The sequence below is a fragment of the Vibrio sp. B1FIG11 genome, from assembly GCF_905175335.1.
GTDB lineage: Bacteria > Pseudomonadota > Gammaproteobacteria > Enterobacterales > Vibrionaceae > Vibrio > Vibrio campbellii.
In genome coordinates, this window is the sequence record NZ_HG992751.1 from 3,528,749 (window position 1) to 3,544,228 (window position 15,480).

13 protein-coding genes and 1 pseudogene are annotated in these 15,480 nt (G+C 47.0%); 8 read left to right on the forward strand and 6 right to left on the reverse strand.

Features of this window, described 5'->3' with window-relative positions; genetic code table 11:
- Nucleotides 1-69: 69 nt before the first annotated feature.
- The 3 genes from KHO06_RS16400 to trxA all read right to left on the reverse strand — a co-directional run bounded on the left by KHO06_RS16400 (nt 70) and on the right by trxA (nt 2,951).
- On the reverse strand, nt 70-1,062 hold the full coding sequence (locus tag KHO06_RS16400; protein WP_152685692.1) for a hypothetical protein: 993 nt from the start codon (nt 1,060-1,062) through the stop codon (nt 70-72).
- 106 nt (nt 1,063-1,168) lie between these two features.
- Entirely contained in the window at nt 1,169-2,428 is a 1,260-nt protein-coding gene (gene rho / locus KHO06_RS16405; RefSeq protein ID WP_005535997.1) for a transcription termination factor Rho, read from the reverse strand.
- Between the two features lie 196 nt (nt 2,429-2,624).
- Entirely contained in the window at nt 2,625-2,951 is a 327-nt protein-coding gene (gene trxA / locus KHO06_RS16410; protein WP_004745500.1) for a thioredoxin TrxA, read from the reverse strand.
- 111 nt (nt 2,952-3,062) lie between these two features.
- Between trxA and rhlB the strand changes: the two genes are divergently transcribed.
- Nucleotides 3,063-4,376 carry an ATP-dependent RNA helicase RhlB gene (gene rhlB / locus KHO06_RS16415; protein WP_005430306.1) on the forward strand — a complete coding sequence of 438 codons (1,314 nt, stop codon included), beginning with the start codon at nt 3,063-3,065 and terminating at the stop codon, nt 4,374-4,376.
- 19 nt (nt 4,377-4,395) lie between these two features.
- Entirely contained in the window at nt 4,396-5,889 is a 1,494-nt protein-coding gene (gppA, locus tag KHO06_RS16420) for a guanosine-5'-triphosphate,3'-diphosphate diphosphatase (protein ID WP_038890972.1), read from the forward strand.
- A 204-nt stretch (nt 5,890-6,093) separates the two neighbouring features.
- On the opposite strand, the gene KHO06_RS16425 is transcribed toward gppA, so the two are convergent.
- The 3 genes from KHO06_RS16425 to recQ all read right to left on the reverse strand — a co-directional run bounded on the left by KHO06_RS16425 (nt 6,094) and on the right by recQ (nt 9,153).
- Nucleotides 6,094-6,768: a 7-cyano-7-deazaguanine/7-aminomethyl-7-deazaguanine transporter gene (locus KHO06_RS16425; RefSeq protein WP_005378770.1), complete on the reverse strand. Its 675-nt coding sequence runs from the start codon at nt 6,766-6,768 to the stop codon at nt 6,094-6,096.
- Nucleotides 6,769-7,002: 234 nt separating this feature from the next.
- Entirely contained in the window at nt 7,003-7,308 is a 306-nt protein-coding gene (locus KHO06_RS16430) for a DUF3630 family protein (protein ID WP_005378772.1), read from the reverse strand.
- Between the two features lie 9 nt (nt 7,309-7,317).
- Entirely contained in the window at nt 7,318-9,153 is a 1,836-nt protein-coding gene (recQ, locus tag KHO06_RS16435) for an ATP-dependent DNA helicase RecQ (RefSeq protein ID WP_212581878.1), read from the reverse strand.
- A 176-nt stretch (nt 9,154-9,329) separates the two neighbouring features.
- On the opposite strand from recQ, the gene rarD reads away from it, so the two are divergent.
- From rarD to KHO06_RS16460, 6 genes and pseudogenes are all read left to right on the forward strand, one after another.
- The gene (gene rarD / locus KHO06_RS16440; protein ID WP_005430308.1) at nt 9,330-10,244 is read left to right on the forward strand and encodes an EamA family transporter RarD; all 915 of its coding nucleotides are present in this window, start codon (nt 9,330-9,332) and stop codon (nt 10,242-10,244) included.
- 286 nt (nt 10,245-10,530) lie between these two features.
- On the forward strand, nt 10,531-12,033 hold the full coding sequence (locus KHO06_RS16445) for a DUF1800 family protein (RefSeq protein WP_212581879.1): 1,503 nt from the start codon (nt 10,531-10,533) through the stop codon (nt 12,031-12,033).
- A gap of 171 nt (nt 12,034-12,204) precedes the next feature.
- A pseudogene (locus KHO06_RS26575) lies at nt 12,205-13,130 on the forward strand (DUF1501 domain-containing protein); the annotation flags it as partial.
- 315 nt (nt 13,131-13,445) lie between these two features.
- Entirely contained in the window at nt 13,446-13,796 is a 351-nt protein-coding gene (locus tag KHO06_RS26580) for a discoidin domain-containing protein (protein ID WP_244858408.1), read from the forward strand.
- A 94-nt stretch (nt 13,797-13,890) separates the two neighbouring features.
- Nucleotides 13,891-14,688 (forward strand): AraC family transcriptional regulator, encoded by a 798-nt coding sequence (locus KHO06_RS16455; RefSeq protein ID WP_038890990.1) that lies wholly within the window; start codon nt 13,891-13,893, stop codon nt 14,686-14,688.
- Between the two features lie 91 nt (nt 14,689-14,779).
- Nucleotides 14,780-15,439: a LysE family translocator gene (locus tag KHO06_RS16460; RefSeq protein ID WP_212581880.1), complete on the forward strand. Its 660-nt coding sequence runs from the start codon at nt 14,780-14,782 to the stop codon at nt 15,437-15,439.
- Nucleotides 15,440-15,480: the final 41 nt, after the last annotated feature.

Sequence of the window (15,480 nt, forward strand, 5' to 3'; positions counted from 1 at the left end):
CTCCTATTTTGTGTGGGTATGTGAACTCGATAGCGACAAGAGTTGTTACTTAAAGAACATCAACAACGGTTATTCCAAGAATTCCGCAATCTGTCGTGTTTTTACTTGGTGATTGTTTGAGACCAACTCTTCTAACCACGAGTGATGCCCTTGCTTTGCGAGTTCTCTAGCAACCAAAGTAGCTTCTTCTGAAAGTGCCATCTTGGCCACTAGGAATTGTTTTACGTCATGAGAGAGTGGATTGGATCTTGTGAGTAGTTCAATCGCATAAGGTTTTAAGGTTGGATTGACGGTGGAATTCATCAATTGTTGTAGTGAAAACTCATCACCAACTTCTGCTAATCTGGCTAACTCTGTTTGGCTGTTGTAATCCGCACGCATGCGCCACAACAGATCGTACATCGCCTGATTTTGGCTTACTTGTGCCAAACGTACAATCACGGCTGTGGATGGCAGCCAGCTGGTAACATTAGCATGGGTTAATTGTTTGGTCAGTGCTTCAAGCGCGTCTGGCGATAAGCTGTCTAGCTCACGAATAAGTAACGCTTCTCTGGTTTGCACTTGATGCGTCGTACCTGTTAACCAATCCTTGAGGTTTAGCTCCTGCCGCTCTGCTTCCAAAACAAATTCTAACGTTCTCTGATCCTGCTTCCAGCGTTTTATCAGACGGCTAGCAATGGCCGGGAAATTAAACGCAGGTACACTGAATTCATAACCATCCCCTCGCTCAAGCACTTGGTAAGTTGGAGTTATGCTGATTTGGGATTCGACAAAAATCGACATTCTTGGGGTAAGGATGAGTTCTTGTTGCTCTAGCTTTTCGAGCAAAAGGAAACGGACGACTTCTTGTTGAGGAAAGGCAAGCCGGTCTAGGGCAAATTTAAGCGAGTCAACCTCGTCCCTGACTGCGTAATCAAGCAGTTCAGATACTTTGGTCTGTATTTGAGAGTCCTGAAGCCACTGCTCTACCACGGTTTCCTGCATTTCCTTGGCAGTTGACGTCGCGGGTAGTGTGATAAGTGACAAGCTCAGGAGTAATGACGACAACATTCCTTGTTGCATGTTAACCTCCCGATAACATTTTCTTCATTCTGCTGCTTCTATCGGGAGAAAGCAATAAAAAAGCCACCGATATACGGTGGCTCTTCGCAGAATTGATTATCTGAGACTATTGACGACGCATTGCATCGAAGAACTCGTCGTTGGTCTTCGTCATCGCTAGCTTGTCGATTAGGAACTCCATCGCATCAGTTTCGCCCATTGGGTGAACGATCTTACGTAGAATCCACATCTTCTGAAGTTCTTCGTTCTTAGTTAGAAGCTCTTCACGACGTGTGCCACTGCGGTTGAAGTCAATCGCAGGGAATACACGTTTCTCTGCAATCTTACGGTTCAAGTGGATTTCCATGTTACCTGTACCCTTGAACTCTTCGTAGATAACTTCGTCCATCTTAGAACCAGTATCGACTAGAGCCGTAGCAAGGATAGTTAGGCTGCCGCCTTCTTCTACGTTACGCGCAGCACCGAAGAAACGCTTAGGACGGTGTAGTGCGTTTGCATCTACACCACCAGTTAGTACTTTACCTGATGAAGGCACTACGGTGTTGTATGCACGAGCTAGACGAGTGATAGAGTCAAGCAGGATAACCACGTCTTTCTTGTGTTCAACAAGACGTTTTGCTTTCTCGATTACCATTTCCGCTACTTGTACGTGGCGAGAAGCTGGTTCATCGAACGTTGACGCTACTACTTCACCTTTAACTAGACGCTGCATCTCTGTTACTTCTTCAGGACGTTCGTCGATAAGAAGTACCATCAACTCACACTCTGGGTGGTTGTATGCGATGCTTTGAGCGATGTTTTGCAGAAGCATTGTCTTACCCGCTTTAGGCGGAGCAACAATCAGACCACGTTGACCTTTACCAATTGGCGATGCCAAGTCTAAAACACGTGCTGTGATGTCTTCTGTAGAACCGTTACCGCGCTCCATAACCATACGCTCGTTAGCGTGTAGAGGCGTTAAGTTCTCGAATAGGATCTTGTTACGAGCGTTGTCTGGTTTGTCGTCGTTTACTGTGTTGACTTTTAGCAGAGCAAAGTAACGCTCACCGTCTTTTGGTGGGCGAATTTTACCAGCAATTGAGTCACCAGTACGTAGGTTGAAGCGACGAATCTGACTTGGCGAAACGTAGATGTCGTCTGGACCAGCAAGGTATGAGCTGTCCGCGCTACGTAGGAAACCAAAGCCGTCTTGCAGAATCTCCAGAACCCCATCGCCAAAGATGTCTTCGCCGCCTTTCGCGTGCGCTTTAAGAATTGCGAAGATGATGTCTTGTTTTCTTAGACGAGCTAGGTTCTCAAGACCCAGGCTTTCGCCAAGCTTTACAAGGTCAGACACAGGTCTGTTCTTCAGTTCAGTAAGATTCATGGTGGTGGATGCTTGTTTAGTCAAAATAAGATCTGTTTTCTAGTTAAGATGGATTTGGTCTCAGGATCGACCAAGAAGAGAAATTTGTTCAATTAACGCGCGATAAGTTAGCACTAATTAATATTCTAGTCCAGAGTTAGAAAAACAAAACCGCGCATTGTCATATTGCACGGTTTTGTTTGTAATCACTTGGTGATTATAGGTTTGCGTCTAGGAACTCTTTTAGTTGAGTCTTAGACAGAGCACCAACTTTCGTTGCCGCTACGTTACCGTCTTTAAATAACAGTAGCGTTGGAATGCCGCGAATACCAAACTTAGGTGGTGTACCTGCGTTATGGTCAATGTTTAGTTTACCGATAGTGAGTTTGCCTTCGTACTCGTCAGCGATTTCATCCAGGATAGGAGCGATCATTTTACAAGGACCACACCATTCTGCCCAAAAATCAACTAGAACCGGGCCTGCAGCGTTGATTACATCGTTTTCAAAACCGTCATCAGTAAGCTGCAAAATCTTATCACTCATCTTCCACTCCAATGTGTTTTTCGAAACTGGTTGGATGATAACCAGTAAATAGATGCCCTATTGGAATGTATTTACTTTCTTATTGCAAGCTTTAGCTGATATTCTATCGCCATGAAAAAGACGCATATCACAGAGCAAAAGTTCGCCGATTTGGGTTTAAAGCCCCAAGTTACTGAAGGATTGGAGAAAAAAGGGTTCGAATATTGTACCCCTATCCAAGCCTTGGCGTTGCCGGTACTGCTCACCGGCCAAGACATTGCAGGCCAGGCCCAAACGGGTACTGGTAAAACCCTCGCGTTTCTTACTGCTACCTTCAACCACCTTCTGACCACGCCAGAGCACGAAGGTCGCAAGCCAACTCAACCGCGCGCAATCATTATGGCGCCAACGCGTGAGCTAGCGATTCAGATCTTTAACGATGCTGAGCCTTTGATTGCGAGCACAGGTCTTAAAGCGGCTTTAGCTTACGGTGGCGAAAGCTACGATAAGCAACTTGCCAAACTTCAAGATGGTGTAGACATTCTTATCGGCACAACTGGCCGTATCATCGATTTCTACAAGCAGCGCGTATTCAACCTAAACAACATTCAAGCCGTTGTTCTTGATGAAGCCGACCGTATGTTCGATCTTGGCTTTATTAAAGACATTCGTTTCTTGTTCCGTCGTATGCCTGAGCCAAAAGAGCGTTTGAACATGCTGTTCTCAGCGACGCTGTCTTACCGCGTACAAGAATTAGCTTTCGAACACATGCACAACCCTGAGCATGTTGTGGTTGAGCCAGAGCAAAAAACCGGTCACCGCATCCAAGAAGAGCTTTTCTACCCTTCTAATGAAGACAAGATGGCACTGCTTCAAACGCTTATTGAAGAAGAATGGCCAGACCGCGCGATCGTTTTTGCTAACACTAAGCATAAGTGTGAGTCGATTTGGGGTCACCTAGCAGCCGATGGTCACCGTGTTGGTCTACTGACTGGCGATGTACCACAGAAAAAGCGTGAAAAAATCCTTGAGCAATTTACTCGTGGTGAAGTTGACCTACTAGTCGCAACTGACGTTGCAGCACGTGGTCTTCATATTCCTCAAGTGACACACGTATTCAACTTCGACCTACCGGATGACTGTGAAGATTACGTTCACCGTATCGGTCGTACTGGCCGTGCTGGCGCAAGTGGTCACTCTATTAGCTTTGCTTGTGAAGATTACGCAATCAACTTGCCACCAATCGAAGAATACATTGAGCACGCAATCCCAGTTTCTGATTACGACGCTTCGGCTCTAATCCAAGATCTGCCTGCACCACTTCGTATGCGCGCGCCTCGTACTCAACAACGTCGCACCAATACAGGTGGCACTCGCTCTGGTAACCGTAAGCCGCAAGGACGTCGTCCTCGTCAGCCGCGTCAATCAGCGCCAAAACAATCATAAAAGGAAACTGAAGTCGTTTATGAGTCAAGCAGGATCATCACCGCTATACGCCGCCATCGACCTCGGGTCGAACAGTTTTCACATGCTCGTTGTGCGTCACATCGATGGCAGCGTTCAAACTATGGCTAAAATTAAGCGCAAAGTTCGTCTAGCCGCGGGCTTAGATGAACATAACTCTCTTAGTATGGAAGCTATGCAGCGAGGATGGGACTGCTTAAGTCTATTTGCAGAACGCTTGCAGGATATTCCTAAACAGAACATCCGCATTGTGGGTACCGCGACATTGCGTACCGCGACCAATGTGGATGTTTTTCTAGAGAAGGCGAACCAAATTTTAGGTCAGCCTATCGAAGTGATTACCGGCGAAGAAGAAGCTGCCACTATATATAAAGGTGTTGCACACACCTCTGGCGGTAGTGGTCGTCGCCTTGTGGTCGATATCGGCGGTGCAAGTACCGAGCTGATTATCGGTGAAGGTTTCGAAGCCAAAGCACTGACCAGTCTGAAAATGGGCTGTGTGACTTGGTTAGAGAACTTCTTCAAAGACCGCCAACTGAACGCACGTAACTTCGACGCTGCCATTGAAGGCGCGAAGCAAACTCTGATGCCGATCTTAGAGCAGTACACCGACCTGGGTTGGGATGTATGTGTTGGGGCATCGGGTACAGTTCAAGCACTACAAGAGATAATGCTAGCGCAGGGTATGGACGAAGTAATTACTCACTCCAAACTAAAGCGCCTACAAAAGCAGGCGATGCTTGCTGATCACTTGGAAGAACTCGATATTGAAGGTCTGACCCTAGAGCGTGCTCTGGTATTCCCAAGTGGCTTATCCATTTTAATTGCGATCTTTGAGCTTCTAGAAATCGATGCCATGACACTGGCTGGCGGCGCACTGCGTGAAGGTTTAGTGTACGAGATGGTTGACGAGCTTCGTCAAAACGACATCCGTGCACGCACCATTTGCAGTGTACAAAACCGTTACCAGCTAGATTGCCAATACGGCGAACAAGTTGCAAAACTTGCGGGCAAACTGCTTGAGCAAGTTGGTGGTGAAGCTTGGGTTGCAGAACCTCAGGGTAAAGTCCTGCTGGAAACAACAGCCAAACTGCACGAAATCGGTCTAACTATCGACTTCAAAAAGGGCGGTGAGCACAGCGCTTACCTGCTACAGCATCTGGATTTGCCTGGTTACACCCGTGCACAGAAGTTCTTTATCGGTGAAATTGCTCGCCGTTACCGTGAACAACTGACGTCACTGCCTGAGCAACATGCCCTTTCAGGCACCAGTGGTAAACGCGTGCTGCGTCTATTGCGTCTTGCGGTTTTACTCAGCCATCGTCGTAATCCAGATCTAGAGCCATGTGTGACTCTCACTGCGGAAGGCGACAAACTGACGCTAATTATTGATGCGAAATGGCTAGAGGCAAACCCACTGACAGCCGCTGAGTTGGAAATTGAGTCTAACCGTCAAACAGACATTGGCTGGCCGTTAAGTATCGTGACTTGCTAAACCTCACGATAACTTATTGCTTGGTTGAAGGTCCCTATCGGGGCCTTTTTTATTGCTCATTTTTACCTTCGTACAGCTTAGGGAGCTTTTGGACACCCATGATCTAATTACCCCCCACGCTGTACAAAACGCTCCAAACCCTAGTAAACAGATACAAAAAAGCCGCTTGATTTGAGCAAGCGGCTTTCGGGGTTCCCACTGATATTAAGACTGAACGCTTGTCGTCACCTTAAAATCAGGGTTCACCGCAGTCAGTTTCTTAATTAGGTAATTCAGTAATACGCCGTACATAGGAACGAACAAACCAAGACTGATAATCAGTTTGAAGCCGTAATCCACCAGCGCGATTTCCGTCCAATGCTCCGCCATAAATGGATCTGGACTTTGGTAGAACGCAATGGCGAAGAAAGCGATGGTATCAAGTGCATTACCGAAAAGCGTTGAACACGTTGGTGCCACCCACCATTGCTTCATTTGACGTAGGCGGTTGAACACGTGCACATCCATGATCTGACCAAGTAGGTACGCCATGAAGCTAGCAATCGCGATACGAGCAACGAATAAGTTAAATTCCCCTAGGTGACCAAAACCTTGGAATTGACCTTCGAAGAACACCACCGATAAGAAGTAAGACACTGCCAAAGCAGGCAACATCACTAAGAAGATGATCTTACGTGCCAACTGAGCACCGAAAATACGCACGGTTAAATCAGTCGCTAAGAAGATAAATGGGAAAGTGAATGCACCCCAAGTGGTATGGAAACCGAAAATAGTAAACGGTAGCTGAACTAGGTAATTGCTAGATGCAATAATGACTAGGTGGAATAGAACCAGATAGATAAGGGCGTTGCGCTGCTGCGCAGGGGTAAAGTTACTCATGCGATACCTTTTTAGTTTGGTTTGGGGGTGAGGGAACCCAAATCGAGTCACTGAATAAAGTGGCTCTTACCAACAATGTAAAATGAAAAATAAACTGGCTTGGCTCATTCTGAGCGAAGCGGTGGGCGATTATACATTAACCACTTTTCGCCGCAAGCCGTCTGTTTTACGCAAACGTTTGAGCATAAAAAAGGGTGTTTCATGTGAAACACCCTTTCTAGAAAAATTCTATTTTTAGAAGCCGCGTTGGAACAATCCTGCGAGATAATCCAACTCTTCCCTGCTCTCTTCAATCGCTAACGCTTCAAACCAAATCGCTTCACTGTAATGCTCTGCTTTCATAAACAGTCGGCAACCTTCAAAGTCGATCAACCAAGAGTGAATGTCCGCATCCCACTGCTTTTCCACCACAGTAGCGGAAAGCAGTCCGACTAAACGCTCACCTAAAGCAGGAAAGCTATCAAGGTCAAAGCTCGGCGCGGTAATGATTAAGCGCCCTTCTTGTGCCATGTAGTCCGCTAAGCCAAATTCCTTTTGCATCTTGGTTCCTTATCCGTGGTGAGTAATGTGTTCTTGAATCAAATCGAGGAATGGATCGGCGTACTTCTCCAGTTTGCGCTGACCAACGCCGCTGACTGCCAGCATTTCGCCGTAAGACGTTGGCAGAATTTCCGCCATATCAATCAGAGTCGCGTCACTAAAGACTACGTATGGTGGCAAACCATCTTCATCAGCAATCGACTTACGCAGCTTACGTAACTTAGCAAACAGCTTTTTGTCGTAGTTCTTGCTGGTCAGTTTATCTGATTTAGCCGCACGTGCTGCGGTGTCTAAACGTGGTACCGCTAACTCGAGAGTCACATCGCCACGTAGCAGCGGACGCGCCTCTTCAGTAAGTTGCAGCGTTGAGTTACGAGTGATGTTTTGGAACAGCAGCCCTTTGTGGATTAACTGACGGAAGATACTCACCCAGTAATCGTGGCTGTGGTCGCGACCTATCGCGTAGGTAGAAATCTTATCGTGCCCGTTTTCACGTACACGAATATTTTGCATGCCACGTAGCACTTCTACCACGTAGCCCATACCAAAGCTCTGATTAACACGGTACACACAAGACAACGCCTTACGCGCTTCTTCCGTGGCATCAAAGTGTTTCGGTGGATCTAAGCAAATATCGCAGTTGCCACATGGCTTCTCACGATACTCACCAAAGTAATTCAATAGCACCTGACGACGACAAGTTTGCGCCTCAGCAAAGGCACTCATCGCATTCAGTTTGTGGGTTTCCACCTGCTTCTGTGGACCGTCGTCTTTCTCGTCTAACATACGACGCAGCCAACTGATGTCCGCTGGGTCATACAACATCATCGCTTCCGCAGGCAAACCATCACGCCCTGCACGACCGGTTTCCTGATAGTAGGACTCGATATTACGCGGGATATCAAAGTGAACCACAAAGCGCACGTTTGGTTTGTTGATACCCATACCGAATGCCACAGTCGCCACTACGATTTGGATATCATCACGTTGGAAAGCTTCTTGAACGTAAGCGCGCTCGTCCGCATCCATACCGGCGTGATAAGCAGCAGCACGAATGTGGTTGTTACACAACTTCTCGGTCACCATCTCAACTTTCTTACGGCTACCACAATAGATGATGCCGCAGTTACCCTTTTGGGTTTCAAGATAACGAACGATTTGCGAAACTGGCTTGTGCTTCTCAACTAAGTTGTAGCGAATGTTAGGACGGTCGAAACTGCCTAGATAAACCTCTGGATTATTCAGTTGCAGGCGCTCAAGAATATCGCGACGCGTAGCGTCATCCGCCGTCGCCGTCAGCGCCATAAATGGCACATGGGAAAACTGCTGCTTGAGTTGACCAAGAGCGGCGTATTCTGGACGGAAGTCGTGTCCCCATTGGGAAATACAGTGCGCTTCATCGACGGCAATCATCGATAGCGGCAAGTTTTCCAAGCGCTCAATGAAATCACGCATCAATACGCGCTCTGGCGAGACATAAACCAACTTAAGATGACCAGTGTGCATGCGGTTATACACGCTGAGCAGCTCTTCACGAGGCATGGTCGAGTTGATGCACTCAGCCGCCACGCCGTTGGCTTTAAGCTGATCGACTTGGTCCTTCATCAGCGAGATAAGCGGAGAAATAACCAAAGTAATGCCAGAGCGAACCAAAGCAGGAATTTGATAACACAGCGACTTACCGCCACCCGTAGGCAGGATAACTAAGCTGTCGCGACCTTCTACCGCGGCGTCAATCACCAGTTGCTGCCCATCTCGGAATTCTTGGTAACCAAACACATCCTCCAACACACGTTGAGGCGTCAAAGGCGAATCAGATTGTTCGGCTAGCAAAGTCGAGGTCATGAAAAATCTCAGATTGAGTCTTAAAAAGAGGTGCTTATGCATGCCACTAGCACGCAAAGTGAGGGCACATTGTAATGGGGTTTCATGGTGAATAAAACCGCAAATTGTTAGGTGATTCAGCTCACGACTCGTATACTGATTTTCTGCTCTATAAAAACTCAATTAGGTGACATCCCATGACACCAGAAGAACAACAACGCGCGCGGCAAGGCGTCCTGCTTGCAGTTGGTGCGTACACCATGTGGGGCATCGCACCCATTTACTTCAAATCGATTGCTGAAGTCTCACCACTTGAGATCTTAAGCCACCGAGTGTTTTGGTCTTTCTTTTTGCTAGCCGCACTCCTCCACTTTGGTCGCCAATGGCGCTCGGTTCGAGACATCATTAAAAATAAAACCAAAATGATGTATTTAGTTTCCACCGCCATTTTGGTCGGAGCTAACTGGCTGATCTTCATTTGGGCGGTCACTTCAAATCATATGCTCGATGCCAGTCTAGGCTATTACATCAACCCGTTAATCAATGTGTTACTCGGGATGGTGTTTCTGGGCGAGAGGTTACGTAAGCTGCAATGGTTCGCAGTCGCGCTGGCGGCTTGTGGTGTATTAGTGCAGCTGATCGTGTTTGGCTCTGTCCCTGTGGTTGCTATCGCTCTGGCAATGAGCTTTGGTTTTTACGGCCTACTGCGTAAGAAAGTCAGTGTGGAAGCACAAACGGGGTTATTCATTGAAACTCTCGTCATGTTGCCTGCGGCAAGTATCTTTCTGTTTTTTATTGCCAGTACCCCAACCTCAAACATGTTTGAGAACCCATGGCAGCTGAATACCTTACTGATCGCCGCTGGTGTGATCACGACCCTACCGCTACTGTGTTTTACTGGCGCTGCAACCCGTCTAAAGCTATCGACGTTGGGCTTCTTCCAATATATTGGTCCAAGTTTGATGTTCTTGCTCGCGGTACTGATCTACGGCGAACCGTTCACCAGTGATAAAGCCATCACCTTCGCCTTTATTTGGGGCGCCTTGGTGGTGTTTAGCTTTGATGGTCTGCGTAACAATCGTAAGTCACGCAAAGCAAAACAAACCAACTAATATGAATGCACAAATGCCCAACTCAGCTTGGGCATTTTTCTCTTTCTACAAGCCCTACCCATATGAAATGACGAATCATAAACCACTGTTATGAAAGAAATTTAAAGCTACAACTCTAGTAATGTTTGTTTTCGTTATTATCTTCCCCAAAAAGATCACACCTTAGATAAAACCCTGCTTTCTTCATGGAAATCTTCTTCATTTCCATTAACGCTTGATATGCACGTGAGCACCTAATCATTTCGATTGAACGCTCATGCTTGTGTCACTGGCTATGGAGAAGAATATGGAAAATTTAACTCAACAGCAGGCGTCTCGATTCCTCGATTTAGCAACAATGGGGGTTAAACAGTCTGAACTCGAACAGTTTTTATTACTTGATGACAGAGGACGTTGGATAGAGGAACAAATCAACCAGCCGTATACCAAGCATCTCGACCGAACTCGCTACCAAGCGAATTCCAGAGGGCTGACTCAGAGTAACCAAGATTGTCGTGTTGGCGCTTGGTTTGATATTGCACTTGGAGATGCAGCGCAACTTCGCCAACGCGTTGCTTTCGCGTTGAGCCAGATCTTTGTCGTCAGCGAAAAGGATGGAAACCTGAACCAAGACGCAGAAGCATTGGCCCACTACTACGATGTTCTCGCGAACGGTGCATTTGGGACATTTAAGAATTTACTCCGCAATATCACTTTATCCCCAGCGATGGGGCAATACCTCACCATGAATGGCAACAAGCCACAGAGCGTAACAGGGCAAGCACCGGATCAGAACTACGCTCGCGAAGTCTTGCAGCTTTTTACCATCGGCTTATATCAGCTCAATATGGATGGCTCACTGATTCTTGATGCATTTGGTAATCCGATTGAGACCTATCAAGACGCCGACATAGAGTCTTTAGCTCGGGTGTTTACAGGTTGGGATATTGATGGCGGCAACACATTGACGCCAATGGTTGAAGATAACAGCCTACATGATATGGACGAAAAGCAGGTCCTTGAACGAACCTACCCTGCAGGCCAAACCGCCACTCAGGACCTCGAGTCGTTTCTTGAGCACATTACCTTACACCCAAACGTCGCGCCTTTTATTTCCATTCTGCTGATTAAACGTTTAACAACATCAAACCCTAGTCGCGACTACATCGAAAGAGTGGCGACGACATTTCATAACAGCAATGGCAACCTGGCAGAAGTCATACGTGCAATTTACACCGACAATGCCTTACTTGAAGCACCGAATGACAATATGACAAAGGTAAGAGAACCCATTCTAGCCATGACCTACCTTTACCGAGCGATGGAAGCTTATCCTGGCGGAGGCAACGATATTGTTTATGATCCCATGCGCTATAAAGAAACCTTCAATCAGTACCCTCTTGGTGCCAACTCGGTTTTCAATTTTTATCAACCTAGTTATCAGCCTCCGGGTGCACTCGCAGAAAAAGGGCTAACCGCCCCCGAACTGGCCATCATTGATTGGAGCCAACTTATTAACATGGGTAACATTTTTTATCGCAGCCTCCTCGACTATGGCCAAAACCGTGGTAACAGCAGCAATAAGAAAGAACTCTATATCGCACCTAAAGCCCTTGAAGATATGGCTGAATCTGGTCAAGGCGAACAATTGGTGGCAACCATCAATCAACTTGTACTCCACCAGCAGGGCTCGCCCGATGTGATCACCCGGCTTCAGAACATCTATAACGGGCACAACAATAAGTTTTATGCCGTTCCTAAAATGTTGTTTATTGCCTTTATGTCTCCCGATTTCATGGTACAGGAGTAAGTTATGTCGATTACACGTAGAAGCTTTTTGAAAGGCGCATCAGGCACCGCGGTATCTGGCATGGTGCCACTCTCTCTTTCTTTGCCAATGAACAGCGCGTTCGCTAATACCGCCAATGATTACCGCGCTATAGTTTGTCTGTTTCTTCACGGCGGTAACGACTCATTTAACATGATTGTGCCGGGCAATAACGACGCGCAATACACCACCGCTCGACCTGATATTTACCTCAGCAATGAGGAAAAGCTCTCGATCCCTGATTCAGAAGCAGGCCAAGCGCTAGCAATCAATGCTCGCATGCCTAACCTTGCCGAAATGCTGAATCAAGGCCAAGGTGCCGCACTGCTTAACATCGGTACCTTGGTAGAGCCCACCAACAAACAAAACCTTTACGACGTCAAGAAGCCGAATAATCTTGGAGCACACAACAAGCAACAAACGGCTTGGCAATCAAGTTGGGGCGATGCGGGTTATCACCCTTATGGGTGGGCCGGTTTGATGATGGATGTTTTGAGTAGTGGTAGCGTCGTCTCAGATTCCATGTCGTTTTCTGGTAATGAACTCCTTACCGGAACAACCTCAAAAGATATTTCATTATCTTCAGGAGAGATAAAGGCAATGGATGCATTGGGACATTCCAATGCGGTCAACAATCAGTTCACTGCACTTGTGAATTCTCCTTACGGTTCTGACTTCAAGCAAACCTATAACCAACACCTTAAGGGCATCTTAGATTTCCAGATTGAGCTGCAATCAGTGGTCGATACTTACCCAGAAGACACGAGCATCCCAAGCTCATCGCTCGGTTTACAGTTAAGAATGGTAAGACGCATGATGCAAGCCGCCACCGATTTAGGGCACCAACGCCAGGTCTTCTTCGTCAATCTGGGCGGTTTTGATAACCACCGCAGCCAAAGAGGACGACATGACGGTTTGTTGGAAACCATTGATTTAGCCGTCAGTGCCTTTCATCGCTCGTTGGATGCATTATCCCTCTCCGAAAAGTGGTCACTTTTACGCTATCTGATTTCGGCCGCACCATTGAGAACAACAGTAACCAAGGTACTGATCATGGCTGGGGTAGCAATCAGCTAGTGGTTGGTGAGGCGGTCAATGGCGGACGCAGTTACGGGCGCTATCCTAGTTTTGTTCGTGACGGTGACGATGCGTGGGGCAACAAATTCATTCCCTCACAATCGTCTGAGCAGCTGGGGGCAACCTTATGTCGCTGGATGGGGCTCAGTGAGCAAGGTGTCGATCTGATTTTCCCTACTCTATCCCCAAGCCACAACAACGCTTTCTCAAGCCGTTATCTTGGTTTCTTGGGAGACTATCTCGATAAAGAGCAAGAAGCTGAGTTGCCTATCTTGGCCGTCAGCGCCAGTGAAACACGTGTCGATCATACGCCAGAAATGGCCATTGATGGTGACCTGTTTACCAAGTGGACTGCGAAGGGACAAGGAATTCAATACCTGATTGAGCTGTCGGCGACCTCTACCGTCACCAAACTGCTTTACTCACAAGCGAAAGGCGACGTACGTCAATACCTATTTGATGTTGAAGTCAGTAATAACGGGATAAACTTCGAATTGGTGACGCAAGTCCTTACCCCTGGGAATACCACTGGCTTCGTCGAGCAGCAGATTGGAAAAGCAGGCGTTAACTTTATTCGCCTGACATGCAACGGCAATAATGGCAGCGATCCTAAGCTAGTCTTGTGGAATAACTTCCAAGAGATAAAAGTCCTTGGGTACACGGCTTAACGATGCTCGCTCAAGCTGAGTGATCGTTTTTTACAAGACATTTCAGAAATTGATGGATAAGCTTGGTTATATTGTGACCAAGCTTTTTTCTTTAATGGAACATATTCAATACTACGCAACCGATCATAACGACTTGAGTCTGATTGAGGCGAAATACCAGACCTTTGCTTTCCAAAGGCATTACCATCTGGATTTTCACCTCGGTCTGATCACGCATGGCGCGCAGAAGTTCCAATTCCAAGGCAACAGTCACCATGTCGGGCACGGGCAAATCGTGCTTATGCCGCCAGATGAGTTGCACGACGGGCAATCTAAGCTAGAAAGTGGCTATGAAGTAAATGTGTTTGCGATCGAACCTCACCTATTGAGCGATCTGGCTGATCTTAAGCAAAACGGTCAAATAATACACTTTAACGAGCTGATCATCTCGGATCCGCAGATATTTTCACAACTTAGTAACTTGCACGGGCTACTTCGTCGTGAAAACCTCAGCCAGCTCACCAAAGATTGCCTTCCTTTTGAAGGATTTAACCAGCTTTTTGATCGCTACGGATCGCTTGAGCGGCAGAAAGTGGTACCGCTGGGCAATCAATCGCTTGGAACATTAAAAGATTATCTAATGGCGAATCTCGACCAAGCGGTGCGTTTGGATTCACTTTCAGAGCTGTGCCAACTGAGCCCAACTCAGTTCCAGCGCCACTTTAAAGCGCAAACAGGCATGACGCCTTATGCTTGGTTTGCTCGCTTGCGCCTCGAGCAAGGCATGAAGTTACTGCAATCTGGCCAATGCGGCACCGACGTAGCCCATCAAATCGGTTTCTACGATCAAGCTCATTTCAGCAAAGCATTTAAACAGACCTACGGCGTTTCCCCTTCTCAAGTGACTCGATAATTTCATTGACCGAAAAAGCTGTCAGTTTTTTACAAGCGCGACACGATGCTTGATACGACAATAGCCACATTGGTTATATTTGAGATGTATTATGAATGAATCCACTATATTGCTGACATTGGCCAGCATCCACTTTATTGCCCTAATGAGCCCAGGCCCAGACTTTGCGCTCGTGATACAAAATGCAGCGCGCCACGGGCGCCAAACTGGTTTGTACATCGCATTGGGTTTATCTGCCGGCATTTTGCTGCACTCTTTGTTCAGCCTGACAGGCGTGAGTTATATCGTCCACCAGCACCCAGTGTTGTACTCCGTGGTACAACTGCTCGGTGGTAGTTACCTTCTCTATTTAGGTATTGGGGCATTGCGCGCCATGATCTCAATGATCAAAAACCCATTGGCGGATCAACCTAAGAAGCAAAATAACCTAGTGATCAGCAACAAACGTCAGGCATTTGCTAAAGGATTCGCGACCAACATTCTTAACCCGAAAGCCTTGGTTTTCTTTATCAGTTTAATGTCGAGCTTAGTCCCTGCCGGCATGTCAGTGACTGGTAAAGGCATGGCTCTGGTGATTCTGTTTGGTTTATCGCTGCTTTGGTTCTCTAGTCTCGCGTGGATGCTATCAACACAGCGCTTACAACGTAAATTGCAGCAAGCGGGCATCTACATCGACGGTCTGTGTGGGGTGGTATTTACCCTAGTGGGTGGCAGTATTTTGTACCAAACCATCAGCACTTTTATCGGATAAAGTACTGATTTAAAAGCGTAGCACAATCGACATTTCTAAGA

Coding starts and splice junctions, on each gene's coding strand:
- KHO06_RS16400 (WP_152685692.1), bottom strand. CDS start 1,062: ATGCAACAAGGAATGTTGTCGTCATTACTCCTGAGCTTGTCACTTATC.
- rho (WP_005535997.1), bottom strand. CDS start 2,428: ATGAATCTTACTGAACTGAAGAACAGACCTGTGTCTGACCTTGTAAAG.
- trxA (WP_004745500.1), bottom strand. CDS start 2,951: ATGAGTGATAAGATTTTGCAGCTTACTGATGACGGTTTTGAAAACGAT.
- rhlB (WP_005430306.1), top strand. CDS start 3,063: ATGAAAAAGACGCATATCACAGAGCAAAAGTTCGCCGATTTGGGTTTA.
- gppA (WP_038890972.1), top strand. CDS start 4,396: ATGAGTCAAGCAGGATCATCACCGCTATACGCCGCCATCGACCTCGGG.
- KHO06_RS16425 (WP_005378770.1), bottom strand. CDS start 6,768: ATGAGTAACTTTACCCCTGCGCAGCAGCGCAACGCCCTTATCTATCTG.
- KHO06_RS16430 (WP_005378772.1), bottom strand. CDS start 7,308: ATGCAAAAGGAATTTGGCTTAGCGGACTACATGGCACAAGAAGGGCGC.
- recQ (WP_212581878.1), bottom strand. CDS start 9,153: ATGACCTCGACTTTGCTAGCCGAACAATCTGATTCGCCTTTGACGCCT.
- rarD (WP_005430308.1), top strand. CDS start 9,330: ATGACACCAGAAGAACAACAACGCGCGCGGCAAGGCGTCCTGCTTGCA.
- KHO06_RS16445 (WP_212581879.1), top strand. CDS start 10,531: ATGGAAAATTTAACTCAACAGCAGGCGTCTCGATTCCTCGATTTAGCA.
- KHO06_RS26580 (WP_244858408.1), top strand. CDS start 13,446: ATGGCCATTGATGGTGACCTGTTTACCAAGTGGACTGCGAAGGGACAA.
- KHO06_RS16455 (WP_038890990.1), top strand. CDS start 13,891: ATGGAACATATTCAATACTACGCAACCGATCATAACGACTTGAGTCTG.
- KHO06_RS16460 (WP_212581880.1), top strand. CDS start 14,780: ATGAATGAATCCACTATATTGCTGACATTGGCCAGCATCCACTTTATT.